The organism is Oscillibacter sp. UBA6647 (genome assembly GCA_002455655.1).
GTDB lineage: Bacteria > Bacillota > Clostridia > Oscillospirales > Oscillospiraceae > Oscillibacter.
Map to the genome: position 1 here is coordinate 1,728 of DKLF01000031.1, position 23,656 is coordinate 25,383.

Annotated in this window: 23 protein-coding genes; 16 read left to right on the plus strand and 7 right to left on the minus strand. The window is 55.3% G+C overall.

Annotated features, from left to right (window positions below):
- The 4 genes from B2W96_RS02535 to B2W96_RS02550 form a co-directional block, all read right to left on the minus strand.
- A partial coding sequence (locus B2W96_RS02535; RefSeq protein WP_293008287.1) for an IreB family regulatory phosphoprotein occupies positions 1–136 on the minus strand: 136 nt, incomplete at its 3' end.
- Positions 137–237: 101 nt separating this feature from the next.
- The gene (pheT, locus tag B2W96_RS02540; protein WP_293008241.1) at positions 238–2,940 is read right to left on the minus strand and encodes a phenylalanine--tRNA ligase subunit beta; all 2,703 of its coding nucleotides are present in this window, start codon (positions 2,938–2,940) and stop codon (positions 238–240) included.
- Between the two features lie 18 nt (positions 2,941–2,958).
- Positions 2,959–3,984 (minus strand): phenylalanine--tRNA ligase subunit alpha, encoded by a 1,026-nt coding sequence (pheS, locus tag B2W96_RS02545; RefSeq protein ID WP_293008243.1) that lies wholly within the window; start codon positions 3,982–3,984, stop codon positions 2,959–2,961.
- 378 nt (positions 3,985–4,362) lie between these two features.
- On the minus strand, positions 4,363–5,844 hold the full coding sequence (locus B2W96_RS02550) for a hypothetical protein (RefSeq protein WP_293008245.1): 1,482 nt from the start codon (positions 5,842–5,844) through the stop codon (positions 4,363–4,365).
- A 237-nt stretch (positions 5,845–6,081) separates the two neighbouring features.
- Between B2W96_RS02550 and B2W96_RS02555 the strand changes: the two genes are divergently transcribed.
- The 16 genes from B2W96_RS02555 to B2W96_RS02630 all read left to right on the plus strand — a co-directional run bounded on the left by B2W96_RS02555 (position 6,082) and on the right by B2W96_RS02630 (position 22,442).
- Entirely contained in the window at positions 6,082–6,954 is an 873-nt protein-coding gene (locus tag B2W96_RS02555; RefSeq protein WP_293008247.1) for an NAD(P)H-hydrate dehydratase, read from the plus strand.
- Positions 6,955–6,968: 14 nt separating this feature from the next.
- Entirely contained in the window at positions 6,969–7,580 is a 612-nt protein-coding gene (locus B2W96_RS02560) for a hypothetical protein (protein ID WP_293008249.1), read from the plus strand.
- Between the two features lie 44 nt (positions 7,581–7,624).
- Positions 7,625–8,797, plus strand: a complete 1,173-nt coding sequence (alr, locus tag B2W96_RS02565; RefSeq protein WP_293008251.1) for an alanine racemase — start codon at positions 7,625–7,627, stop codon at positions 8,795–8,797.
- 206 nt (positions 8,798–9,003) lie between these two features.
- A complete protein-coding gene (locus tag B2W96_RS02570) occupies positions 9,004–9,375 on the plus strand; it encodes a type II toxin-antitoxin system PemK/MazF family toxin (protein WP_293008253.1) in 372 nt (123 codons plus the stop codon).
- 93 nt (positions 9,376–9,468) lie between these two features.
- Positions 9,469–9,930, plus strand: a complete 462-nt coding sequence (locus B2W96_RS02575; protein WP_293008255.1) for a hypothetical protein — start codon at positions 9,469–9,471, stop codon at positions 9,928–9,930.
- Between the two features lie 133 nt (positions 9,931–10,063).
- Positions 10,064–10,579, plus strand: coding sequence for a hypothetical protein (locus B2W96_RS02580; RefSeq protein ID WP_293008257.1), 516 nt, complete (start codon positions 10,064–10,066; stop codon positions 10,577–10,579).
- A 180-nt stretch (positions 10,580–10,759) separates the two neighbouring features.
- The gene (gene nrdR, locus B2W96_RS02585; protein WP_293008259.1) at positions 10,760–11,215 is read left to right on the plus strand and encodes a transcriptional regulator NrdR; all 456 of its coding nucleotides are present in this window, start codon (positions 10,760–10,762) and stop codon (positions 11,213–11,215) included.
- Positions 11,216–11,967: 752 nt separating this feature from the next.
- Positions 11,968–12,975, plus strand: coding sequence for a 4-hydroxythreonine-4-phosphate dehydrogenase PdxA (locus tag B2W96_RS02590; RefSeq protein ID WP_293008261.1), 1,008 nt, complete (start codon positions 11,968–11,970; stop codon positions 12,973–12,975).
- Positions 12,976–12,993: 18 nt separating this feature from the next.
- On the plus strand, positions 12,994–13,449 hold the full coding sequence (locus tag B2W96_RS02595) for a tripartite tricarboxylate transporter TctB family protein (protein WP_293008263.1): 456 nt from the start codon (positions 12,994–12,996) through the stop codon (positions 13,447–13,449).
- Positions 13,450–13,461: 12 nt separating this feature from the next.
- Positions 13,462–14,991, plus strand: a complete 1,530-nt coding sequence (locus B2W96_RS02600) for a tripartite tricarboxylate transporter permease (protein ID WP_293008265.1) — start codon at positions 13,462–13,464, stop codon at positions 14,989–14,991.
- 52 nt (positions 14,992–15,043) lie between these two features.
- Complete coding sequence (locus tag B2W96_RS02605; RefSeq protein WP_293008267.1) at positions 15,044–16,090, plus strand: tripartite tricarboxylate transporter substrate-binding protein; 1,047 nt, start codon at positions 15,044–15,046, stop codon at positions 16,088–16,090.
- Positions 16,091–16,183: 93 nt separating this feature from the next.
- Positions 16,184–18,112, plus strand: a complete 1,929-nt coding sequence (locus B2W96_RS02610; protein ID WP_293008269.1) for a sigma 54-interacting transcriptional regulator — start codon at positions 16,184–16,186, stop codon at positions 18,110–18,112.
- An 85-nt stretch (positions 18,113–18,197) separates the two neighbouring features.
- On the plus strand, positions 18,198–19,502 hold the full coding sequence (locus B2W96_RS02615; RefSeq protein ID WP_293008271.1) for an MATE family efflux transporter: 1,305 nt from the start codon (positions 18,198–18,200) through the stop codon (positions 19,500–19,502).
- A 96-nt stretch (positions 19,503–19,598) separates the two neighbouring features.
- Positions 19,599–20,882 (plus strand): DUF362 domain-containing protein, encoded by a 1,284-nt coding sequence (locus B2W96_RS02620; RefSeq protein ID WP_293008273.1) that lies wholly within the window; start codon positions 19,599–19,601, stop codon positions 20,880–20,882.
- Positions 20,883–20,978: 96 nt separating this feature from the next.
- Entirely contained in the window at positions 20,979–21,278 is a 300-nt protein-coding gene (locus B2W96_RS02625; protein WP_293008275.1) for a UxaA family hydrolase, read from the plus strand.
- A complete protein-coding gene (locus tag B2W96_RS02630) occupies positions 21,279–22,442 on the plus strand; it encodes a UxaA family hydrolase (RefSeq protein ID WP_293008277.1) in 1,164 nt (387 codons plus the stop codon). It abuts the gene before it with no gap.
- On the opposite strand, the gene B2W96_RS02635 is transcribed toward B2W96_RS02630, so the two are convergent.
- The 3 genes from B2W96_RS02635 to B2W96_RS02645 form a co-directional block, all read right to left on the minus strand.
- Positions 22,402–22,758: an amidohydrolase family protein gene (locus tag B2W96_RS02635; protein WP_293008279.1), complete on the minus strand. Its 357-nt coding sequence runs from the start codon at positions 22,756–22,758 to the stop codon at positions 22,402–22,404. The two genes, B2W96_RS02630 and B2W96_RS02635, sit on opposite strands and share 41 nt — an antisense overlap.
- Positions 22,755–23,018, minus strand: coding sequence for a hypothetical protein (locus B2W96_RS02640; protein WP_293008281.1), 264 nt, complete (start codon positions 23,016–23,018; stop codon positions 22,755–22,757). The genes B2W96_RS02635 and B2W96_RS02640 overlap by 4 nt, the downstream gene beginning before the upstream one ends.
- Before the next feature lie 130 nt (positions 23,019–23,148).
- Positions 23,149–23,586 (minus strand): DUF3842 family protein, encoded by a 438-nt coding sequence (locus B2W96_RS02645; RefSeq protein WP_293008283.1) that lies wholly within the window; start codon positions 23,584–23,586, stop codon positions 23,149–23,151.
- Positions 23,587–23,656 lie beyond the last annotated feature (70 nt).

Here is a 23,656-nt window from a genome sequence, read left to right on the forward strand (position 1 = left end):
AGAGAATATAGCCCACAATCTGATTGATGGGGTTATAGCCCTTTTCCTCCAATGCCTGATAGACCGTTGACAGGACCTGGCGGATCTCCTCGTCCTTTTCCATCGCAAGATTAAATTTTCTGGTGAAATCGTCCATGAAGACACCACCTTTCCCCTTATACGTGTTTTATTATACTCGACTTTTTCCGGGCTGTAAAGAGCAAAGAAGAACTTTGATGGAGATTTTGCGGCCTCGTCTCAGCGCAGCGCCGCGTCCAACTCGCTCTTCAGCAGGGCCAGAATTCCGGTCACCTCCGCGTCCGCCTCGGCGGCGGTGAGACTGCGGTCCTCTGCCCGGAAGGCAAGGTTAAAGGCCACGCTCTTTTTGCCCGGGGCGATTCCCACTCCGGTGTACACGTCAAACAGAGAAATCTCCTTCAAAAGGCCCTTGGAGCCTCTGCGGATGCACTCCTCCAGCGCGCCCACGGTGACGGACTTGCCGCACACCACGGCGATGTCCCGCGCCACGGCAGGGAAGCGGGGCAGAGACTTATACACAGGCTGGGCCCCCATGGCGGCATAGAGCGCGTCAAATCGCAGCTCGGCGGCGTACAGCTCGCAGTCCACGCCGTAATTCACTGCAACATCCGGGTGAATCTGGCCCAAAATGCCAAGAATTTCCCCGTTCAGCAGGACCTTGGCGCAGCGGCCGGGATGGTAGGAGGGATTGCCGGTTTCGGCCTCGAATACCGCGCCGTCAATGCGCAGGCCCTCCAGCACGGTTTCCACCGCGCCCTTCACGGAGAAAAAGTCCACCTCAGGGCCAAATGCCCCAAGGGATAGAATCTTCGGCTCCTCCGCCACGCCGCTTGCATCCGGGCCGGTTTTCTTGGGGAAATAGGTGCGGCCCAGTTCGTAGAGATATGCGGCCTTGTTGCGGAAGTTGTAGTTCCGGGTCAGAATTTCCAGCATGGAGGGCAGCGTGGTGGTGCGCATGATGGAGGTGTCCTCTCCCAGAGGATTCAGTATTTTCAAGGAGCTGCGCAGAGGAGAGTCCGCGGGGAGCTTGATTTTGTCGTAATAGGAGGGGCTGATGAAGGAGTAGGTGATGATTTCATCGTACCCCAAGGACCGGCACAGTGCGCCGACGCTTCGTTCCGTTAACTGGACGGGGGTGTAGCCGCCGCCATGGGCGGACGCGCCGCCGGACAGGGTGACGGGGATGTTGTTGTACCCGTGGAACCGGGCCACTTCCTCAGCCAAGTCCGCCATGCCCTCCACGTCGCTGCGCCAGGAGGGAACGGTGACTTCGTCGCCGTTCAGTTCAAAGTCCAGCGTCTCCAGAATGGTCCGCATTTCGCTTTCGGCCACGTCGGTGCCAAGCAAAGCGTTGATCCGCTCCGGCTCCAGTGTCAAAACGGTGGGGGCGGAATCTCTGGCAATTACGTCCATTACGCCGTCCACCACTTCGCCAGCGCCCAGCAGCTCCACCAGTTCGCAGGCACGCTGCACCGCCTTCATGGTGTTCATGGCGTCCAAACCCTTTTCATAGCGGGCGGAGGCCTCAGACCGCATATTCAGCGCCACGGCGGTGCGGCGGACGGACGCGCCGTTGAAGTTTGCGGACTCGAACAGGACCTGTGCGGTGTCGCCCACAATTTCGCTGTTGGCGCCGCCCATCACGCCTGCCACGCACACGGGCTTTTCCTCGTCGCAGATGCACAGCATGCTGGGGGTCAGCTTCCGGACGTTTCCGTCCAGCGTCTGGATCGTCTCCCCCTCGCGGGCGGTGCGGACAATAATTCTTCCGCCCTCCACGCAGGAGAAGTCGAAGGCGTGCATGGGCTGGCCATATTCCAGCATGACATAGTTGGTGATGTCCACGATGTTGTTGATGGGCCGCACGCCGGAGTTGCGCAGCCGCTCCCGCATCCATGCAGGGGACGGCTTGATTTTTACGTTTTTCACCATCCGGGCCGTGTACCGGGGGCACAGGTCGCCATCCTCGATGTCGATGTCCGCCAGCTCCGCGATGCTGCCGCCGCAGCCCTTGATCTCCGGAGTGTGAAGCTTTAAGGGCTTCCGGAAGGTGGCGGCGGCCTCCCGCGCAAGGCCGATGATGCTCAGGCAATCGGGCCGGTTGGGCGTGATTTCAAACTCCACCACATGGTCGTCGCAGCCGATGAGGGTTGCCACGTCGTCGCCGAGCTGCACATTCTCCTCCCGGAGAATCCAGATGCCGTCGGTGATGCAGTGGGGGAACTCGGATGGCTGGGCGTGAAGGTCGTCGGGCGTACAAATTTTTTCCGCCTTTGCATCGTAAGCTACCATATCCCCCTCGTGGAGGTTCTGGCAGTCGTCGTCCAGCATGGCGGTGCTGCCGCCAAGGTCCAAAACGGTGTGATACAGGCCGTCCGGCTGGACGGCGCATTCCAAGACCTTCGCCGCGCAGACGGCCCCGAAAAGCTTATGCCCCGGCTGAATATCCGCCGGGATGGAAGGCTCCTGTCCTTTCAGAGGGGTATAGTCCCCCAAAATCGCCGCGGCTTTAATCGCAGCGTAAGGATAATCGTGCTCGGCGGTGAGGTTCAGCTCTTTTAAAGAACACAGCATTCCCTGAGACTCCACGCCCCGAAGCTTGCCGCTCTCGATTTTTACGCCGCCGGGGAGCAGCGCCCCGTCCTTTGCCACGGGGACAAGATCGCCCACATGGATGTTCCACGCGCCAGTGACAATCTGGACCGCTTCATTTCCTGTGTCCACCTGCAAAACCCACATGTGGTCGGAGTCCGGGTGGCGCTTCATCTCCGTAATTTTGCCCACGACCACGTTTTTGATTCCCGCACCAAGGTCGGTCGTGACCTCCTGCTTGGAGCCGGAGAGGGTCATCGCCTCGGCGAATTCCCGGTCGGAGGCGTCCACCTCCACAAATTCATTCAGCCATTTTCTGGACAGTAACATCGTATCCCTCTCCCCTTATCAGAATTGTTCCAGGAACCGCACGTCGTTTTCAAAAATCAGGCGCATATCGCTGATTTTATACTGGCCGAGGGCCAGCCGTTCCAATCCCATGCCGAAGGCAAAGCCCGAATAAACCTCTGGGTCGATGCCGCAGTTTTGCAGAACCTTGGGATGGACCATCCCGGCGCCCAGCACCTCGATCCAGCCCTCGCCCTTGCAGGTGGGGCAGCCCACGCCGCCGCACTTGTGGCACTGAATGTCCATTTCGCAGCTCGGCTCCGTAAAGGGGAAGTGGTGGGGACGGAAGCGGGTGACGGTGTTCTCGCCGTAAATCCTGCGGATGACGGCGTTCAGGGTGCCCTTCAAATCACCCATCGTGACGCCTTTGTCCACCACAATGCCCTCAATCTGATGGAACATGGGGGAATGGGTAGCGTCCACCTCGTCCTTGCGGTACACCCGCCCGGGGGACAGCACCCGGATGGGCAGCTCCCGGGATTCCATGGCGCGAATCTGCATGTTGGAAGTCTGGGTGCGCAGCAGGACATTGGAATCCTCTGTGAGATAGAACGTGTCGGACCACTCCCGTGCGGGATGGTCGGCGGGGGTGTTCAGCTTGGTGAAGTTATAGTCCGCCAGCTCCACCTCCGGCCCGTCCAGAATTTCAAAGCCAAGGGCGATGAAGATGTCTTTGATTTCGTCCAGCACGCTGTACATGGGGTGCTTGTGGCCCATGCGAAGCTTTTTGCCGGGAATTGTCACGTCCAGAGCCTCGTTTTCAAGGCGGGCTTCCATGGCCTTGCGCTCCAAAAGGCCTGCCTGATTCTCGATGGCAGTCTCCAGCTCGGCTCGTACCTCGTTGGCAAGCTGGCCCATCACCGGGCGCAGCTCGGCGGACAGACCGCCCATCTGCTTCAGCAGAGCCGTCAGCTCACCCTTTTTGCCCAGATATTTCACCCGCAGCGATTCTAAGTCCGCAGCGGCCTGCGGACTGGACACGGCTTCCAGCGCGGCTTTGCGGATGGCTTCCAGTTGTTCCTTCATACTTGATGCTCCTTTACCCTTTCTATTGCAGAAATCACGTAGTTCAGGGGCGGACGGCATAAAAAAACGCCCCTCGTCCCCAGATTGGGACGAAAGGCTCAGCTTCCGCGGTACCACCCAAATTCGCGCGGAGTGCCGCGCGCGCTTGAACCCCTGTAACGGTGGGTCTCCGGCCATGTCTCCATGGCGGCTCCCGGGCGAACCAAACGACGCGCCGCGGGCCGGCTTGCAGCCGGTGACCAGCCCTCTCTTGGCGGCGGAGAATCGTTATTTTCCCGTTCAACGCTGTTTTCAACTACCACTTATAGCATGAAATCCAAGGAAATGCAAGAGGAAAATCCCCCGCCCGGCGTATTTTTCGCCAAACGGGGGAGTTTATCAGTCTGAAAGGTTTTCCATCAAAATTTCGGATACTGCGCCGTCTTTCATATAAAATGTGATGTGGCTTCCCAGCATTTCTTCGTCGCCGGGCCAGACCCATGCGCCGTCGCCGTCCTCCGCGCGGATTCTGTCGGTATATTTCGCGTCCGGGTATACGGCCAAAATGTCGTCTTCTTTATCCCCCACGGACACGCCCCACCATGTTTTCACAGCCGGTGAGGCGGTTTCCATGCGGCTGACAAGGCTTGTTTCACCGCCTTCGTCGGAATATGTGACATATTTCACATCCACGCCGCCGTAGGAAAATGCATAGACCTTTTCCCCGTTGTCGCCGGTTCCCACGGATGTGGGCTTCTCCGCAAAATCCTTGTAGAGCCACGGGTATGCCCCGTCCTTCTTGCCAAGCGTAAGGCACTGCTCCTCCGCCACCAGACAAAACGCCGCGTCCGCGTCATCCTGACCAAGCTGGGTTGCCTGCATCCATGCGGTTTTCAGGGCATTCAGCAGGGCGGTCTCCGCGCTGTTTTTGGGCTGATAGGCGTTTAAAAGCGCCTCGAGCCGCTCATCTTCCTGCGCCGGATGCCAGCCGTAGATGCTCCAGGCGGGATGGGTGATTACGGAATCCCGATATTCCCACGGACTGTCCGGGAATGCGGACAGAGCTGCAAACCATTCGTCCGGATGGTTTAAAAGCCGGAGGGCAAAGTGGTCGCTTGCCCCTTCGGAAAACGCCCCGTCGGCGTGGAGCAGCCAGCAGGCCAACTTGAGGGCCGGCCAGTCCGCCATGTTTTCCTGTTCCATCGTGGACGGATCTCCATAGGAGAAGTGGAACACCGTCTTCGCCGTCTCGTCCAGCGCGTCGGAGGGGCAGAAGGTGGAAAAGCGCCAGCCGTCTGGCGTTTTGATGTAATCCAAAGTCTTCTGTGAGTATCCTACCGTGGCAAGGGGAACCTCCCATTCATAGCTGTCGGCATAAAACGTCACGGTCACGGCCCAGTGGTTCTCGTCTGTCTGCTCCGCGCGTGCGGCCTTTCCCAACAGGTATAGATTGCTGCCTCTGGCCGCGTCGGCGGAATAGAGCCGTCCGTCGATGTCCCGATAGCCCGTGCCGCTGCCCATCAGTTTGTCCGCCAGCTCTTGGGTGAAGCAACTGCGCACGCATACGTCCAAATCGGCGTAGGTTTTCAGACTTTTGTGTGCCACCGCACGGTAGGAAAGCCCCGCCTGCTTGGGGTCGTAGGGATTGCCGTCCTCCGCTACCGGGTCACCCGAGGTGGGGAGGGAGCATAGATCAAACCAATCGTAAACCTCCGCCGCCTTTTCATAGGCCGCCAGTACGTCTGCCTCCGTCAACTCGGACGGAGCGGCTTCCTCATGAATAGAGGATGCCGAGGAAGTTCCTCCGGCGGGTTTGCCGCAGGCGGACACGGACAGGGCCAGCGCGGCGAATAAAATCAGCGTCAAGGTGCGTTTTCTCATCAAGAGATCCTCCTGTCTTGTTCAATTGAGTAAGACACTTCCATTAAAAGACGCTGGAGAAGGCGGAAAAGTTGCAGGCATTTGAAAAAGAGCCGCTGAAATTTTTCGGTCAGCCCAAACCCCTTGCAATTCGGCAGGGGGACACTATAATTAAGATCAACGGAAATGTATCTCCCGCCGTGGGAGTATAAAGAGGGAGACAAGGGTTGGGCGCTGAGCCCGGAAAGGAAGAACGCCATGAAAACGCAGGAGCTTACCATGGAATTTGTCCGGGAGGCGCTGCCGCCCCGGAAAACCGACGGCCATAAGGGTGACTTTGGAAAGCTGCTCATCGTGGGCGGCGCGGTGGGATACACCGGCGCACCCTATCTTGCGGCGCTGGGGGCCGAGCGCTGTGGCTGCGGATTGGTATATCTGGGCGTGCCGGAGTGTATCTGGCAGACGGAGGCGGGCAGGTGCGTCTCCTCCATGCCCTTTCCCGCGCCGGACAAAAACGGGATGCTTAGTGAAAAAGCCATCAGACCCCTGCGGGAAAAGCTGGAAGAGTGCGGCGTGCTGGCCCTCGGCCCTGGCCTTGGCCGCTCAACAGACACGCAGAAGCTGGTTCTGGGCCTGCTGGAAACGGAAAAGCCCGTGGTGCTGGACGCCGACGGCATAAACGTTCTTTCCGGGCATATGGATAGTCTGGACGCGCGGCGGGGCCGCGTCACGATTCTCACGCCCCACGACGGGGAATTTGCCCGTTTGGGCGGGGACCTGACGGTGGATCGGGCGGAAGCCGCCCGGGACTTTGCCAAGGCCCACGGCTGCATTCTGGTGCGCAAGGGCCACCGCACGCTTATCGCAACGCCTGAGGGCACGGTGCTTCAAAATCCCACCGGAAATTCCGGTCTTGCCAAAGGCGGCAGCGGGGACGTGCTCACCGGAATGATCGCCTCGCTTTTGGCGCAGGGGGCAACGCCTTTGCGGGCGGCAGCCTGCGGGGTTTATCTCCATGGGCTTGCCGGGGATCTCGCCGCCGGGTGGCTGACGGAATACGGCATGACGCCCCGGGACACGGCGGAGGCGATTCCCAGCGCATTTCAAACGGTTTTAACGGAACAACATTAAGGAGGGATATCCGGGTGCGCAAACCGACGGCTTGTGTACCGATGATAACGCTCTGCCTGCTGCTGTGTGCTTGCGGCGGGGGAGAAAAGCAGACGGCTCAGGCCGCGCGGGCGCCCTATCAGGAGATGGAAAGCGCCCAGATGACCGCGGAGGTCACTGCATTTTACGGCGACGAGGTGAGCGCCTTTACCCTGCGGTGCGACTACGCCCCGGAGACGTCCACCGTGGAAGTGCTGGGTCCGGAGACGGCGGCGGGGGTGAAGGCCCGCATGGACGGCGACGGGCTGACGCTGCTCTATGAGGACGACTGCCTCCCGGCAGGCCCCTTAAGCGGGGAGGAGCTCAGTCCCGCGTCCTGCCTGCCCCGGCTGATGAGCGCCCTGCGGGGGGGCTGGCTGCTGGAGGAAAATGAAGAGGACTGGGGCGAGGATTCCTGTTTGCGCCTTGCGCTGGAGCAGACCGGGGCGGAGGGGGGCAAAATTGTCTCCACCCTGTGGCTGCGGGCGGAGGATCATGTCCCTGTCCGGGGAGAAATCTCCGTGGATGAAAAAATAATTTTGCAGGCGGAGTTTACGGACTTTCAATTCGGTGCTATACTGGAGGATAACGGAGGGGCCGGAGAATAACTGCGGCAAATGACCCCGACAAATGAAAATTTGAAGGTGAGCGTATGGAAAAATTCCTGAAAAGGACCTGGGCGGAAATCGACCTGGATGCGCTGGCGCACAACTACCGCACCATTCGGGAAAGGATGGGGCCCAAGTCGAAGTATCTGGGCGTGGTGAAGGCGGACGCCTATGGCCACGGGGCCGTGTGGGTGGCAAAAAAGCTGGAACGGCTTGGCGCGGAATATCTGGGCGTATCCAATCTGGAAGAGGCGCAGGAGCTGCGCCACAACCGACTTACGCTGCCCATCCTTCTGCTGGGATACACCCCCGCCGATATGACGGAGGCGCTCATCGACAGCCGTGTGACGCAGGACGTTCCCTCCCTTGAAATGGCAAGGGCTTATTCCGCTGCGGCCGCCGCCTGCGGCAAAACCCTGACGGTCCATTTGAAGCTGGACACCGGAATGGGCCGGTTGGGCTTCCGGTGCGACGAGGCTTATTTTGAGAAGAGCCTTGAAGAAATTTTGGAGGCGCTGAAGCTGCCAAACCTCGTCTGGGAAGGGGTCTTTATGCACTTCTGCGTGTCCGACGAGCCGGACAAGGAGGAGAGCCGGGCCTTTACGCGTGCGCAGTATGACCGTTTTTCGCATATGGTGAACGAGGTGGAGAGCCGCGCCGGGATGCAATTTTCCATCCACCACTGCTGCAACTCCGGCGGCGTGGCGTTTTACCCCGAGTATGCGTGGGATATGTGCCGCCCGGGCGTGATTCTCTTTGGGACGGAGCCGATGAGCCGCACGCTGGGCCTGAAGCCGGTGATGACGCTGAAAACCACCGTCGGTCCCGTGAAGGACTACGCTCCGGAAACCTCCGTCAGCTACGGCAGGACGTATTTTACCGCCGGGGAGCAGCGCATCGGCGTGCTGCCCATTGGCTATGCCGACGGGCTTCAGCGCTGCCTTTCCAACAGGTGGGAGATGCTGACGCCCAAGGGCCCCGCCAGAATCCGGGGCCGCGTGTGCATGGATATGTGCATGGTGGATCTGACGGATTTGCCGGATGTGCATACCGGCGACGAGGTGGAGGTCTTCGGCCCCAACAACCCTGTGGAAAAAATGGCGGAGGCTGCGGGTACCATTACTTATGAGCTGACATGCGACGTTTCCAAGCGGGTGCCCCGCGTCTATCTCGAAAACGGAGAGATGACCGACCGCCATTTGCAGCTTTTGCTCTGAGCGGCCTTGCAGATTCAGGCATCCGCGAAGCCCCGTTCCACCGCTCCAAAGCGCACCCCGGCCCGCCCGGCCGCATAGAATAAACCGGGGCCGGTCGAACCGGAAAAACGGCGTATAAATTTTCCGGCTGCGTGGGAGAATGATAGTGGCCACGCTGAAAAAGTATTTTCAGCGGCGGGTACTATTTTCGGCGGAGTGTGAACTTTGTGGATACGAGTGTTGTGAAACGCGGCGACATTTATTACGCCGACCTTAGCCCGGTGGTGGGTAGCGAGCAGGGAGGCGTCCGGCCTGTGCTGATTATTCAGAACGACACCGGCAACAGATACAGTCCCACCGTCATCGCAGCGGCGATTACCTCTCAGACGGGAAAAGCCCGTCTGCCTACCCACATAGACCTTCCCATGTCGGATAGCCGGGGCCTTTCCAAAGATTCCGTGGTTCTGCTGGAGCAGGTGCGGACACTGGATAAGCGGCGGCTGAGAGAACACATGGGCCATGTGGATGAACAGGTGATGGAAAAGATTGACACCGCAATTGCGGTGAGCTTCGGCCTGCAGCATGACCAACTGGTCTAGGCGGGTATTTTAACTTCAAGCTGGCGGAATGCCGGAGAAAAGAATACATAACGGTATTCTTTTCCCTGGCGCCGCCTGTGACGGGAGGGCTTGATGAAACAAAAGAAAAACAGATGGTACCTGCGGGCCGGGGCGCTGATGATGGCCTCCATGGCGGCGATGATTACATTTTCCGCGGCGGCGGAGGCAGGGTCCCAGGGGGACCCGCTGGTGACGCTGAGCTATCTAAACGAGACGTTTTTGCCCAAAATTCTTTCACAAGTGCAGGGAAAGGGAACAGGAAGCGCCGGGACAAGCTTTACCGTGGTGGACTTGTCCAAAGGGGGGAGTTTGAACCTCTCTGTGGGCGCGGAAGTGCTGCTCCGGGCGGGAACGGCTTCTTGCGGTGCGGCATCCTCTCCGGGCCTTGTGGATGAAACCACCGCTGAGGTTCTTGAAAACGGCGGCGCGCTGGTGAAAAACCATCTGTACATGGCAACCGTGGAAGGTCGGACGGTAAAAGCCGGGTCCGACGGGGTGAAGCTGCTGGTGCGGGGGACGTACTCCGTAAGCTGACGGCAGAGGCGAACGCATAAAAAAACAAGCATACATAAAAGCCCGTCGCCCGCGCATAGGATAGCGCAGGCGGCGGTTTTTTTGTGCCCTTCGTGGGCCGGTCCCGCGCCGCCCGAAGGGAGAGGAAGCCGCCATGGACAAGTATCCGCTGTATCTGGACGGCAGAGCCGCCGGGGAGCTGAGCGTGACCGAAGCCGGAATGTACGCCGACTACCGCGCCGCGTGCCGCATTCCCGGCCCGGCATTTTTGCGGGCATATCTTGTGGGGGAACAGGGCGAAATGCTTTTGGGGGTTCTTGCGCCGGAAGGGGGGGCCTATTCTATCCGCCGCAGGCTGAGTCGCCGGGAGACGGGGGACCTTGGAAAGCTTCTGCGGTGCGATGCGCGGCGGGAGGGAGAGCGGGCATGGGAACGGGTTCCCGCGCCGGAGCGGCTGCTGAAATCCCAGTGGCTTTCCCATATGCTGCAAGGCGTTCCCGGTGTGCTGACCCAGCAGGGGGAGAAGCGGCTGCTGGTGGCAATCCCCTATGATCCGGCAAAGCCCTTTCCGCTGACTCCGCTGTTCTGCTTTGCAAAAATCTGCCGGATTGAGGGAACGCTGCATATCGTCTATGCCTTCGATTCGCAGGAGCGGCCGATTATGCCCTGAGCCGTTGATTCAAAGGATGCCTTGCAAAAAATTTTTATAAATAACAATTGACGTATACCACAACGCTTTGCGTTGTGGTATACTGTACTTTAATGAATTATTTGCGGCGCGGCCTGCCAGTTTTGCTTCCGGCCCCGGGCCGGAATGTACAGGCCCCGCCGGGAGGAAGGAGAACGCCCGATGAAATGCCCCTATTGCGGGTTCGCAGAGAGCAAGGTTGTGGATTCCCGCCCCACCGACGACGGGGCCAGCATCCGCCGCAGGCGGGAGTGCCTGTCGTGCAATAACCGGTTTACCACCTATGAGACGGTGGAAAGCCTGCCCATGGTGGCGGTGAAAAAGGACGGCAGCCGCCAGAGCTTTGACCGCAGCAAGGTTCTGGGCGGCATGATCCGCGCCTGCGAAAAGCGGCCCGTGCCGTTGGCAGAGCTGGAGCGCATTGCCGATGAGGTGGAGCAGGAGCTGCAAAACGGACTGGACCGGGAAATCACCACGGAGCACATCGGCGAGCTGGTGATGGAAAAGCTTCGTAAGCTGGATCAGGTGGCCTATGTCCGCTTTGCCTCTGTCTATCGCCAGTTTAAGGATATTGATACTTTCATGTCGGAGTTGAACAAGCTTTTGGCAGAGCAGTAAACCTGGCACCGTGCCATGGATAACAGTCTGGAAGTCCCACGTTTTCGACTGGCTTCGTTCATCCCAGCCGACCGCCAAACCATGATATGCCCACGGATAGCCGGACATTGATAGGCAGTGGAAGCCCGACCTGCATGGGTACGCGGCGTCTTGGATATGACTTGCGATCTATTTTTACCCCAATTTAATTGCGACAAGCCTGAGGACACACGTTTTTTACGTGTATCCTCAGGCCCTTTTATTGCTGACGGATTGGTATCCGTTATCTATCAGCTCTTATCTATTCATTGAAATGATATACTACCTGTGCTAATTATTCCGATAACACTTGCTTGGAGTGTGTTTGCGTTTAAGAAACACGTATTTAGCCCTGCTACGCGCTTGCTAAAAGAATATGCGATGTCAAAGTGGTTTTCGTGTTTCGCACCCTTACAAAATGAAACTTAATGAAACGCAATAGGAACATTTTGGTTCAAATTTGTTTCACCCAAGATTGCGCTGCCGTTAGTTTTTGCAATAAGGACAGGCTGTGCTGGATAGAAACAGGGGATAAGCAAAATGCAATCTACATAATTGCTAAAAATTTAACTAAAAATCTATGTAATTCACAAATTAGACATATTTTTGAAATGTTGTCCAGACGGAACAAATTGCTGGTACACCTTTTGCTACATAAAAACGAAACAGTGTTTACGCCAGAGCCGCTATGTCGGCCCGACGAAAACAGCGATTGATTTGACGGAGGTATTATTATGAACAATAGACCCATCCTCGGGGTCCTGCTCGGAAACTCTGCCGGAGTAGGCCCGGAGCTGGTTGCAAAGTTGGCTGTGCAGGACACATATAAAGCCTATTGCCGCCCTGTAATGATCGGTGATCTGCGCATGTTTGAACGTGGTTTGCAGGTGATCGGCGGTGACGTTCCTTACTACCAGATCAATGATTTGAGCGAGTGTGACTGGGAGCGCGGCTACCCTGTTTTGGATTTGAAGAACCAAGACCCCTCGCTGGTTCCTTATGGCGAAGCCGTTCAATATTGCGGAAAAAGCGATCTCGATCAGATGGATACTGCAATCGAATTGTGTAAAGCCGGAAAAATTGAGGGGTTTGTGTTTGGACCATTCCACAAAGGCGCTATGAAGATGGCCGGAATGCATGTGGAGAGTGAGCACACTTATCTGGCAGACAAATTTGGTGTGACAAGTCCCTTTGGCGAGATCAATATGATGGACGATCTGATGACCGTTCGTGTTACCAGTCACATCCCGCTGAAAGAGGTCAGCGAAAATCTGACGGAAGAAACTCTGCGTGAAGCCATTACGTTGGGCGAGATCACCGGTGAGAGCTTTGGTATTCGGCCTCGCATAGCGGTTGCCGCATTGAATCCTCACTGCGGTGAATTTGGTTTGTGTGGCCGCGAAGAAGTGGATATACTGGCACCCACAGTGGAAAAGGTCGTTGCCGAGACCGGTTGGGATGTCACTGGTCCCTACTCTGCGGATACGCTGTTTATCCGTGCGCTGAATCACGGGGAATTCGATGTTGTGGTGACGCTGTTTCATGATCAGGGACAGATCGCACTGAAACTCGTCGGATTTGAGCGTTGCATCACCGTTGCGGGCGGTCAGCCCTATCCCGTTGCCACCTGCGCACACGGCACTGCCTTTGACAAAGTGGGGACCGGAAGCGCCACCACCACCTCTTTTGAAAGAGCGGTTAAGGCGGCTTCTAAAATGGCGTTGGCCAAACGCACAAAATAATTGAAGGAGCAAGGAATTGTGGAAAAGAAAAAGTTTAATACACAGACTTTGGTTCCAATTGTCACTGCTGTTTTTGCCGCTGTATTTATTTTTCTCGGCATTAAACAGTATGGATTTTGGAACAATCAGCCTATGCCCGGCTTTTTCCCGGTCATCATTGCAGTGATTTTGCTGGTATCGAGTATTGCTTCGATCATTCAAATAGCAAACAGCAAGAATCAGTCCTCCACGCGGTACAACAAAAATGAGCTGATGGTCATTCTTGGCGGAGCCGGTATTATCATTGGAACCTATGTAGTGGGTCTGATCGCCAGCTGCTTGATCTATCTGTTCATCTGGCTGAAGTTTGTTGAGCACGCCTCCTGGAAAACTGTGGCCATTATTGAACTCTTTCTGGCGGCGATTATTCTGGGCGTATTTGTCTCATGGCTGCAGGTCCGCTTCCCGATGGGCTTGTTCCAGTATATTCTGTAAGGAGACCTGATTATGGAGAATTTTACATCGTTACTGTCGGGCTTCCACACACTGATGACTCCCGAAAATATCGGAGTGTGCATGCTGGGTGCTATTCTTGGCCTCATCGTGGGCGCCATGCCGGGGATCGGTTCGCTGGCTGGCGTTGCGCTGCTGCTGCCGCTGACCTATAAGTTTAATCCCACCACCGCCATTATCATGCTGGGCGCTCTGTATTATTCCAATATGTACGGCGGCTCTTTCAGTGCCATTCTATTGAACATCCCCGGAGATTCTCCGGCGATTACCACTGCGCTGGACGGCTATCCCATGGCCAAGAACGGCCGCCCCGGCCCCGCGCTGGTAGCGGCCAACCTCTCCAGCTTCATCGGCGGTACCATCGGTATTCTGATTCTGACCTGCACCGCCTCCGGGCTTGCCAATCTGGGCCTGAAGTTCGGCTATGCGGAGATGACTTTGGTATTGCTCATCGCTATGACTTCCATAAGCTGGCTGATCGGTGAAAATCCCATGAAGGGCATCATCATTACAATGTTCGGCATTCTGATTGCCAGCATGGGCATGGATACACTGTCTGGAGCGCCCCGCTATAACTTTGGCAGCATGTATCTGCTGGGGGGGATTCCTTTCACCTCGTTTGTCATCGGCTGCGTGGGATTTGCCCAAGTCATTAAGCTGATCAACGAGCGGGAAGCCGACGACGCCAAGCGCGGCAGCCAGGAGCGCGCGGTGAAGCTGTCCATTAAAGACAGTATGCTCACAAAGCATGACCTGAAGCGTCTGCTTCCTCCGGCGCTGCGGTCCGGCATCATGGGAACCTTCATCGGCGTCTTGCCCGGCTCCGGCGCTACCACTGGGTCCATGGTCGGCTATGCCATGCAAAAGAAGTTCAAGAGCGAGCAGCCCATGGGTACCGGCGCAATTGAGGGCATTGCCGCTTCTGAGGCTGCCAACAATGCGGCTGCCGCCGGTGCGTTCGCCCCGCTGCTGGCTCTGGGCATTCCCGGCTCTGGCACCGGCGCGGTGCTGCTGGGCGGACTGATGATGTGGGGCCTGAATCCCGGCCCGCTGCTGTTTGATACCAACCCCGAATTTTGCTGGGGCTTGATTTCCTCTTTGTATCTGGCGAACCTCTTTACTCTGCTGGTGGCAATTTTAGTCATTCCGTTCCTGATCAAAATTTTGAGCGTTCCCGTGAAGTATATGATCCCCATTATCACCTGCGTGTGCATTGTGGGCGCATATTCCACCTCCAATTCCATGTTTGGCGTGATTGTCATGTTCATTTCCGGTATCGTTGGATATCTTCTGGAAAAGAACGGATTCCCCACCGCGCCCATGCTGTTGGCTTTCGTGTTGGCTCCCATGCTGGAGAAGAACATGCGTAAGGCGTTCATCGCGTCTCAGGGTGGGCTAAAAGTATTTGCGGACTCTCCCCTGAAGCTGGTGCTGCTTGCAGTTTTCCTGGTGCTGGTTTTGACTCCTATGGCGAAAAATATCCTGCGCAAGCTTAAAGCAAAGAAGTCTCAGGCTCACGCCTGATCTTCGATATTACCCTGTTACCCCAGAAAAATTAACATAAGGAGAAACTATCATGAAAAAGGTTCTTGCATTCGCTCTTGCATCCCTGATGCTGATGTCGCTGGCCGCCTGTGGCGACTCTTCATCTGCATCTTCCGGTTCCGCTGGTTCCGGCAGCGCCCAGCCCGAGGGCTTCGTTCCCACAAAAAGCGTCACCTGGGTATGCACTTCCTCCTCTGGCGGCGGCTCCGACATCTTCACCAGAAAGATTGGGGAGATCATGACCAACGAAAATCTGGCCAACGGACAGACCATCATCGTCTCCAACGAGACAGACGGCTCGGGCGAGGTTGGCCGCAATAAGGTTGCGACCATGACGAACGATGCAGATTACACCCTGCTGACCTTCAACTCCGGCGATCTGACGCCCATGGTTAAAAACACGAATAACCGTTCCAGCAACTTCCGCATCCTTGCCATCATGGCAGTTGACAAGCAGCTTCTGTTCTCCTGCCCTGCTTCTGACTCCAAGACTGACTATGCCAAAAACGGCGGGGACCAGTCGGATTTTGCCGCTGCCATTGAAGCTGCCAAGAACGGCACTTTTGTGGTCATCGGCGGTTCCAAGGGCGATGATATTGAGACCTATAACAAGCTGATCAAGGAAGTGGGCCTCACCGAACAGCAGATGGGTTACATCACTTATGACTCCACCTCTGACGCGATCACTGCGGCATTGGGCGGCAATGTGGACTTCGTGATCTCCAAGCCCGCAGCAGCTTCCCAGTATGTGGAATCCGGTGATCTGGATCCCGTTTTGGCTCTGGCTGAAGAGCGTTACGCCGGTAACCTGGCGGATGCTCCCACCCTGTCCGAAATCGGTGACTACGAGAACGTGGAAGTTCCCGTATGGCGTGGTGTTGCGGCTCCCGCCGCTATGAGCGACGAAGCTGTTGCCTATTGGTCCGACGCTCTGGGACAGGTGTCCAAGACTGAGGCATGGCAGAATGAGTATTTGAAGACCAATCAGCTGATTGATCAGTACATGAACACTGACGAGGCAACTCGGTATGTCACAGCTTACGAAACCGTTTATATGGCAGATAACGGCTTGAGCTAACTTTCAATTTATAGTATGATTAAGCGGGTCTGCTTTTTGCAGGTCCGCTTAATCAAATGACTGTGGCAATTGCTGTGGGAGGGAGGGTGTCGTATGGTCAGAATTATCATTTTTGTGCCGTCCCCGGATTTAATTGAGCAGATGGAAGCAAAGGTGGAAAAGATCCGCAGCAGTGAATTGCATATTGATGTGGTTCATCGTTTCGGCACTCCGGAGATTCTCAATCAACTGGGAGGCTATGATGTAATCGTGGCGCGGGGCATCACCTATCGCAAAATTTGCGAGATCTATTCGGGAAAGCATGTGACCTGTCTGGATTTCGACGGGACGGATATTCTGGAGGCTCTGCTGATCTGTCGGGACAGCTTTCACCCTTCCGTCATCGGGTTATGCCTGAAACGCGGCGAGCTCAGGACGATATTGCCCGGCTTAAATGAACTGTGTCGGGCGGACGTGCGCCTATACGATGTTCTGGATGAAGACAGCGCGTATGCGGCTGTGGATGCCTGCCAGCGGGATGGCGTGGACGCCATTGTCAGCGGCGGAACTGTCAGCAATATCTGTCGGGAACGCGGAATCCCGTGTACCTATATCCATATTCAGCCCGAAACGCTGGACCGCGCTGTGTCAGAGGCGATGAAAGCGGCCCGCAGCATCAATACCGAGCGAACGAAAAGCAATATCATCCGTATGATTCTGGACAACAGTGAAGACGCGGTGCTTGCAGTGGATGAAACCGGCTGTATTCTGGAAGCGAATACAAAGGCATATCAGCTTTATCACTTGGATTTTGCGTCTGGCTGGCAGGGGCGGTTAGTCAGCGAAATCAATTCCCAACTGACCTTTATCGGCTCCTCCAGCAATCCGTGCCGGGACGGGGACGAGGGCATTTTGAACCTGAATGGGCAGAAATACTATGTGAAATACAAGCTGATCTGTGGAGAAGCCTCCGGCGTGGGCACGCTGATCACCACCAGTGCCGCGTCCAAGATCATGCAGGAAGAACGCCAGCTACGCAAGGACCTCACGTTCAAGGGCCTGACCGCGAAATACTCGTTTCGTGATTTAATTGCCTTCAGTCCCGCCATGCGCAAACGCGTTGAAATCGCCAAAAAGTTCAGCACAGCCAGCTCGAATGTGCTGATTACTGGAGAAACCGGAACTGGCAAGGAACTATTTGCGCACAGCATTCATACGGCCAGTAATCGGGCTGATCAACCCTTCGTGGCCATCAATTGCGCTACACTTCCGGAAAGTCTGCTGGAAAGCGAACTGTTTGGCTATGAGCCTGGTTCTTTTTCCGGCGCTTCCCGCATGGGAAAAACGGGCCTTTTCGAGCAGGCCCATCACGGAACTATTTTTTTAGACGAGATCGGTGAAATTCCGGTTGCTTTGCAGGCGAAGCTGCTGCGGGTGCTTCAGGAGCGGGAAATCCGAAGAATTGGCAGTACCGCGGTCATCCCGATCGACGTGCGGGTGATCGCTGCAACCAATGTCAATATTCAAGAGCAGATCGCGCAGGGCAAGTTTCGGAGTGACCTTCTGTTTCGTCTGAACGCTCTGGAAATTTATATTCCACCGCTGAGGGAGCGGCCGGACGATATTCTGCCGCTAATGGAGCATCAGCTTTGCATTTTTGCCGCCGAGCAGGGTAAGATTCCGCCTCGGCTGACATTGCGCGTGCAGGAGATTCTGCGCCAGTATTCCTGGCCGGGCAACGTACGTGAACTCAGGAATGTCTGTGAGAGGCTGGTGGTACTCAATGACGCTCAGGCGATCAGCACGGACACGCTGGAAGAACTGAATTTGCTTTTTGCTGATGGGCAGAGGGCGGGGGGCTTGGAGACTTCCGGGCAGGCGCCGTCTGCCGTCCCTGCGGCTCCAACGCCGCCTTCGCTGTATTTGCCGGTCCCTGTGAAAAAGAAGGAGCTTGCCCGGGAATTGGGCGTCAGCCGGACCACACTTTGGCGGATGATCAAGCGGCAGGAAGAGAAAAACAAATCCGCTGATTCCGAAAAGTGAGCCTGCCACGGGGCAAGGCGGTAAACTCTATCTAGAGAAAGAAGGTAACTATTTGCAGCGCGATCATGATTTCAGTCAAGGGAGTATGGCAAAGAATATCGCCGTCATGGCTGTTCCAATGATCATTGCACAGTTGATGAATGTCCTTTACAACATAACAGACCGTTTTTTTATCGGACGTATCGGCGGAGGACAATCCTTGAGTCTGACCGGCGTCGGTATTGTTTTTCCAATCATAAATATCATTACTGCGTTTACAAATCTCTTCGGCATGGGCGGAGCGCCTCTTTGTTCGATTGCGCGTGGGCGAAAGGATGACGAGGCGGCAGAGCGAATTATCGGATCTTCGTTTTTTATGCTGGTCATTACCGCGTTGGTTCTGACCTTTATAGGCGTTGTATTTCAAGACCCGCTGCTGCGGCTTTTCGGCGCCAGTTCCGAAACCTTTCCATACGCAAAGGAATATTTCTCTGTGTATATTTGGGGAACAGCGGCGTCTGTCATCGGGCTGGGGATGAATAATTTTATCAATTGCCAAGGCTTTGGAAAGGTGGGAATGGTTTCTATTGCCGCAGGCGCGGTGATCAATGTGATTCTCGACCCGCTGTTGATCTTTGCGCTTGATTTGGGCGTGAGGGGCGCTGCCATTGCCACGGTTGTGGCTCAGCTGGTCTCTGCGGTTTGGGTACTGCATTTTTTGACGGGGCGGAGAGCGCTGCTCTTGCTGCGCAAGAAACATATTCGCTGGCAGCCTGCCGTGCTGTTGCAGACCGTGCAGATGGGCTTTGCAAATTTTGTGATGGCGTTTACAAATGGAATCACGCAATTCGCTTATAACCGCGCGCTGATGAATCTGGGCGGCGATGTGTTTGTGGGTGCCATGACGGTGATCACCTCCGTGCGGGAGATGGTGATCATGCCCGTGCATGGTATCACAGCCGGGTCACAGCCAGTTCTTGGCTATAATTATGGGGCCCAAAAACTTGACCGGGTAAAAAAGGGGATTGCCTTCACAACGGGCGTGTGCATTGTGTATACCGCGGTGGTCTGGGGCGTGTTGTTTTTGTTCCCGCAGGCGGCGATCCTGCTGTTTACAGATGATCCAAAGCTGTTGGAAGTCGGTGTGGATATGCTGCACATCTATTTTTGGGGCTTTTGTCTAATGGCACTTCAGTTTTCAGGACAGGCCACCTTCACCGCGCTGGGAAAAGCCAAGTATGCCATTTTCTTCTCCTTGTTCCGCAAGGTTGTACTGGTGATTCCGCTGATCTGGCTGCTCCCTCGCTATATGGGGGTATCCGGGGTGTTCTGGTCGGAGCCAATTTCCAATTTGATCGGTGGAGGCGCCTGCTTTGCAACAATGCTGTGGATGGTGAAAAAGAAGCTCTGAGCGGAAGGCGGGGACCGCCTTTTAAAAGCGCTCTGTCCCAAATCAATCCTAGTTGGGCATGCGCTTTTCTGAAACCTTTTCGTAGGAGGACAGTATATGAAAACAATTACCAACCTGATAAAAGATGTTCCCATTCCCAAAATGGTGCGGGTACGGGAGCTTTACGATTCCACCAATATTCCAGAGGAAAAAATTGCGGCAACGGTTACCTCCGAGCTTTCCAGAGAGGTGATTGCGGAGAAAATACAACCCGGAATGAAGATTGCCATTACCTGCGGAAGCCGCGGCATTAACCACTATGCGATTATGACCAAAGCCATTGTGGATTTTGTAAAGTCCCGGGGCGCGGAACCCTTTATTGTGGTGGCCATGGGAAGCCACGGAGGAGCTACCGCGGAAGGTCAGAGCCAAATTCTTGCCGACTATGGTATCACAGAGCAAACGATGGGCTGCCCGGTGAAAAGCTGCATGGATACCGTTCAGATCGGTATTTCCGAAAAACGGCATCAGTCTGTTCAGATTGACAAAAACGCGGCGGAGGCCGATGGGATTCTTCTCTTAAACCGAATTAAGCCCCACACGTCTTTCCGCGGCAAGTATGAAAGCGGCCTGATGAAAATGATGGCCATCGGCCTTGGTAAGCAGAAGGGCGCCCATGATCTGCACAGCCAAAGTCCGGCGATTATGCACGAGTTGGTAGAGGAATACGGCCTTACGATTCTGAAAAACGCACCGATTGTAGGTGGAATTGCAGTAATCGAAAACGCTTATGATGATACCTATCTTGTTAAGGCGCTAACCCCTCAGGAGATTATCGATGAGGAGCCTAAGCTCAAGGAGCTCTCCTATAAGACCATTGCCCGTCTGCTTTTTGATAAATGCGACGTACTGGTTGTGGACCAGATCGGCAAAAATATCAGCGGAGACGGTATGGACCCCAATGTAACAGGGCGCTTTGTCCAGCCCAAATACTGTTCGGGGGGAATCGATGCGGAAAAGGTGGTTGTTCTTGACCTTACGGACGAAACCCACGGCAATGCGCAGGGCATCGGGCTGGCCGAAGTGACGACCCGGCGGCTTTACGACAAGATGAAGCTGGAGATGACGTATCCAACCGGTGTTACCAATACGTTTTTGCATTTGATGAAGATTCCCATGATTATGGACAATGACCGTGAGGCATTGCAGTTGGCGCTTTGCTGCTGCCCTGATGCCGAAGATCAGAACAACATGAAGATGATCCGCATTCACAATACAGCCCACATTGAGTATATCGAGATTTCCGAGGGCCTGCTGCCACTGGCCAAGGCCAACCCGAATATTGAAATTCTCTCCGAGCCCTATGAACTGATATTTGACACACAGGGCAATCTGTTTTAAAGAGGGAAGGCCCGCGTATCGCGGACCATCCCTCTCCCGCCGCCGTTGGACTGATGGACTTAGCGGCACAGACATACTAAAAGGAGGCGTGCATTTATGCACAACGCAATGATTATCGATCCCAAAGACAATGCGGTAATCGCTATTGAGGCAATTCAGAAGGGCGAGGATATCATCTATGTCTGCAACGGTGAAACACTGCGCTTTCCCGCTCTGGAGGATATTACAATTTACCATAAGGCGGCCTGCCAGAACATTCCCGAGGGCAAGTCCGTTTCCAAGTATGCACAGCATATCGGCATCGCTACCCGCGATATTAAAAAAGGTGAGCATATCCATGTTCATAACGTCACCAGCCACCGGGAAAATCTCGACGGCCGACAAGAGGAGATATAAATGAATTTTTTTGGATATCAGCGTCCGGACGGGCGGGTGGGCATCCGCAATCATGTGCTGCTTCTACCCGCCAGTGTCTGTGCATCCGATACCACGCGAATTATTGCAAATCAGGTTAACGGAGCCGTAACCTTCAACAATCAGCAGGGCTGCTCTCAGGTTGCTCCCGATCAGCAGCTTACAATGGATGTGATGGCCGGTTATGCCGCGAACCCCAATATCTACGGAACCGTGGTTGTATCCTTGGGCTGTGAAAACTGCCAGATGGATTTGGTGGTCAAGGCCATTGAAGAGCGCACCAACAAGCCGCTGCATCAAATCATCATTCAGGAGATTGGCGGAACGCTTAAGGCCGTGGAACAGGGCGTCCGGTACGCAAGGGAGCTGGTTCAGGAGGCGTCAATGCTTCAAAAGCAGGAGTTTCCCATGTCCGAGCTGATTCTCGGCACGGAATGCGGCGGCTCCGATCCCACCAGTGGTCTTGCGGCGAATCCCGTTATTGGGCGCCTGAGCGACCTGTTGGTGGCAGACGGAGGGACCTCCATTCTCAGCGAGACAACGGAGTTCATTGGCGCCGAGCATATTTTGGCAAAGCGCGCCAAAACGCCCGAGGTTCACGACCGTATTTTGGAAATTGTACACCGCTATGAAAAAGCGCTGCAGTTGATTGGGGAAGAAGTAAGAGAAGGAAATCCATCCCCGGGCAACAAGGCGGGCGGCATCACGACTTTGGAAGAAAAGTCTCTGGGCTGTATTCACAAAGGCGGTCACGCGCCTGTCAGCGCCGTCTATGACTATGCCAAGCAGGTTGCGAAAAAAGAGGGCTTGGTGATTATGGATACTCCGGGCAACGATCCCGCCTCTGTTGCAGCGATGGTGGCAGGCGGCGCACAGGTGGTGGTTTTCTCCTCGGGGCGCGGCAGCCCCACGGGAAATCCCATTGTGCCGGTCATCAAGATTACCGGCAACAAGCTGACCTTTTCCAAGATGAAAGACAACTTGGATTTGGATGCCTCCCCGCTTATTTATGGGACCAAGACGCTGGAGGAATTGGGCGACGAGCTCTATCAAATGGTCAAAGAGGTGTCCTGTGGAAATCATACCAAAGCGGAAGCGCTGGGCTTTACAGAAATGGCAATTGCCCGTGCTTGCAACTACGTATAAGGTATTTTCTTGAAATTGATTTCCGAGTGAAACAGATTAGAACAAAGCTTTTCATAACGCAGTTTGGAGCTGTCGGGAATATCCCGGCAGCTCCCTTTTTAAAAATCCGTCCCTGCTTCATCACAAAAGAAACCCGGCTCAAAGACGAAATGTTCTCCGGCGGATTGCCGTCCACCGCAATCAAATCAGCGGCAAGGCCGGGCTGGATACTGCTGGTCCGCCGGTCAATACGGCACATTTTTGCGGCGTTCACCGTCGCGCCTTTGACTGCGTATTCCGCATCCCTGTAAGGAAGACCGTGATAAGCATCGGTCACCCAAAGTTGTCCACGGCGGCAATGACATCGTAGCCTGTGGTCTTCAGCTCTGCATAGGGGATACCCAGCCGTTTCAGCTTTAGCGCCGTAAATCCGCGGGAGATAATGGCGTCTCCATGTAGGGCCGCAGCCAGATCATTATTAAACTGATCGGCCATGATCTCGCACGAGATTTCATCCCGATCAGAACGCTCTTGAAATACCTGTTCAATTTTTCCGCGCAGTTCCTCATATGGCGCGAGAAATACCAGATGAATCATTGGATATCCTTTCACCGTCGCTGGGCAGACGGGTATTGGCATTGTCTTAAAACTTAGTAAGTTAAGTTGTTTCCGTATTAATAGAAACTATATTGTTTCTTAAGCTTCGAATATCTCTCGGTATCCCATCCTACTGGGCTACAAGGTGGGCAATCTCTTCGTTGCAAAGGCGTACCGCCTCGTTTAAATAGGTCTGCATGGATTCCTGCGCGCCGGCCGCCAAACGAATATTGCATTTTAAAGACGGTAAAAGAATCTTCACCGCATCTGCTGAACCGATTGCCGCCGCCATGGCCGGCGTGACCTCACCCAAAAGTCCGTTTGCAACCAAAACCCCTATGGGACCCAGCAGAATGTGCATACGCGAGGCGTTGTATACGATGGCATTCTCGCCAGTCGCACCATCGTCCGCGCCGCCTTTGAACATTGTGGCGGTGGCGGCGGCATTTGTGCCTAAAGCGCGAAGTGGAATGTCCGGATTTGCCTTTTTGAGCTGCTGGATCAAAGCGCCTCCGAGGCCGCCCCCTTGTCCGTCGATGACGGCTATTTTGATGTTTTCCCGTTTCATAAAGCTTGTCCATTCTCCGGATACGTTAAAGTGCCGGTATTTGTATTTGGTGAAATTTACACTGCTCTCA

What these genes read in the sequence shown, in the direction of transcription:
- B2W96_RS02625 (WP_293008275.1), top strand. Translation starts at nt 20,979, where the DNA reads ATGCACAACGCAATGATTATCGATCCCAAAGACAATGCGGTAATCGCT.
- B2W96_RS02620 (WP_293008273.1), top strand. Translation starts at nt 19,599, where the DNA reads ATGAAAACAATTACCAACCTGATAAAAGATGTTCCCATTCCCAAAATG.
- pheS (WP_293008243.1), bottom strand. Translation starts at nt 3,984, where the DNA reads ATGAAGGAACAACTGGAAGCCATCCGCAAAGCCGCGCTGGAAGCCGTG.
- B2W96_RS02550 (WP_293008245.1), bottom strand. Translation starts at nt 5,844, where the DNA reads ATGAGAAAACGCACCTTGACGCTGATTTTATTCGCCGCGCTGGCCCTG.
- B2W96_RS02555 (WP_293008247.1), top strand. Translation starts at nt 6,082, where the DNA reads ATGAAAACGCAGGAGCTTACCATGGAATTTGTCCGGGAGGCGCTGCCG.
- B2W96_RS02575 (WP_293008255.1), top strand. Translation starts at nt 9,469, where the DNA reads ATGAAACAAAAGAAAAACAGATGGTACCTGCGGGCCGGGGCGCTGATG.
- B2W96_RS02605 (WP_293008267.1), top strand. Translation starts at nt 15,044, where the DNA reads ATGAAAAAGGTTCTTGCATTCGCTCTTGCATCCCTGATGCTGATGTCG.
- B2W96_RS02610 (WP_293008269.1), top strand. Translation starts at nt 16,184, where the DNA reads ATGGTCAGAATTATCATTTTTGTGCCGTCCCCGGATTTAATTGAGCAG.
- B2W96_RS02590 (WP_293008261.1), top strand. Translation starts at nt 11,968, where the DNA reads ATGAACAATAGACCCATCCTCGGGGTCCTGCTCGGAAACTCTGCCGGA.
- B2W96_RS02630 (WP_293008277.1), top strand. Translation starts at nt 21,279, where the DNA reads ATGAATTTTTTTGGATATCAGCGTCCGGACGGGCGGGTGGGCATCCGC.
- B2W96_RS02645 (WP_293008283.1), bottom strand. Translation starts at nt 23,586, where the DNA reads ATGAAACGGGAAAACATCAAAATAGCCGTCATCGACGGACAAGGGGGC.
- nrdR (WP_293008259.1), top strand. Translation starts at nt 10,760, where the DNA reads ATGAAATGCCCCTATTGCGGGTTCGCAGAGAGCAAGGTTGTGGATTCC.
- alr (WP_293008251.1), top strand. Translation starts at nt 7,625, where the DNA reads ATGGAAAAATTCCTGAAAAGGACCTGGGCGGAAATCGACCTGGATGCG.
- B2W96_RS02600 (WP_293008265.1), top strand. Translation starts at nt 13,462, where the DNA reads ATGGAGAATTTTACATCGTTACTGTCGGGCTTCCACACACTGATGACT.
- pheT (WP_293008241.1), bottom strand. Translation starts at nt 2,940, where the DNA reads ATGTTACTGTCCAGAAAATGGCTGAATGAATTTGTGGAGGTGGACGCC.
- B2W96_RS02640 (WP_293008281.1), bottom strand. Translation starts at nt 23,018, where the DNA reads ATGATTCATCTGGTATTTCTCGCGCCATATGAGGAACTGCGCGGAAAA.
- B2W96_RS02580 (WP_293008257.1), top strand. Translation starts at nt 10,064, where the DNA reads ATGGACAAGTATCCGCTGTATCTGGACGGCAGAGCCGCCGGGGAGCTG.
- B2W96_RS02615 (WP_293008271.1), top strand. Translation starts at nt 18,198, where the DNA reads ATGGCAAAGAATATCGCCGTCATGGCTGTTCCAATGATCATTGCACAG.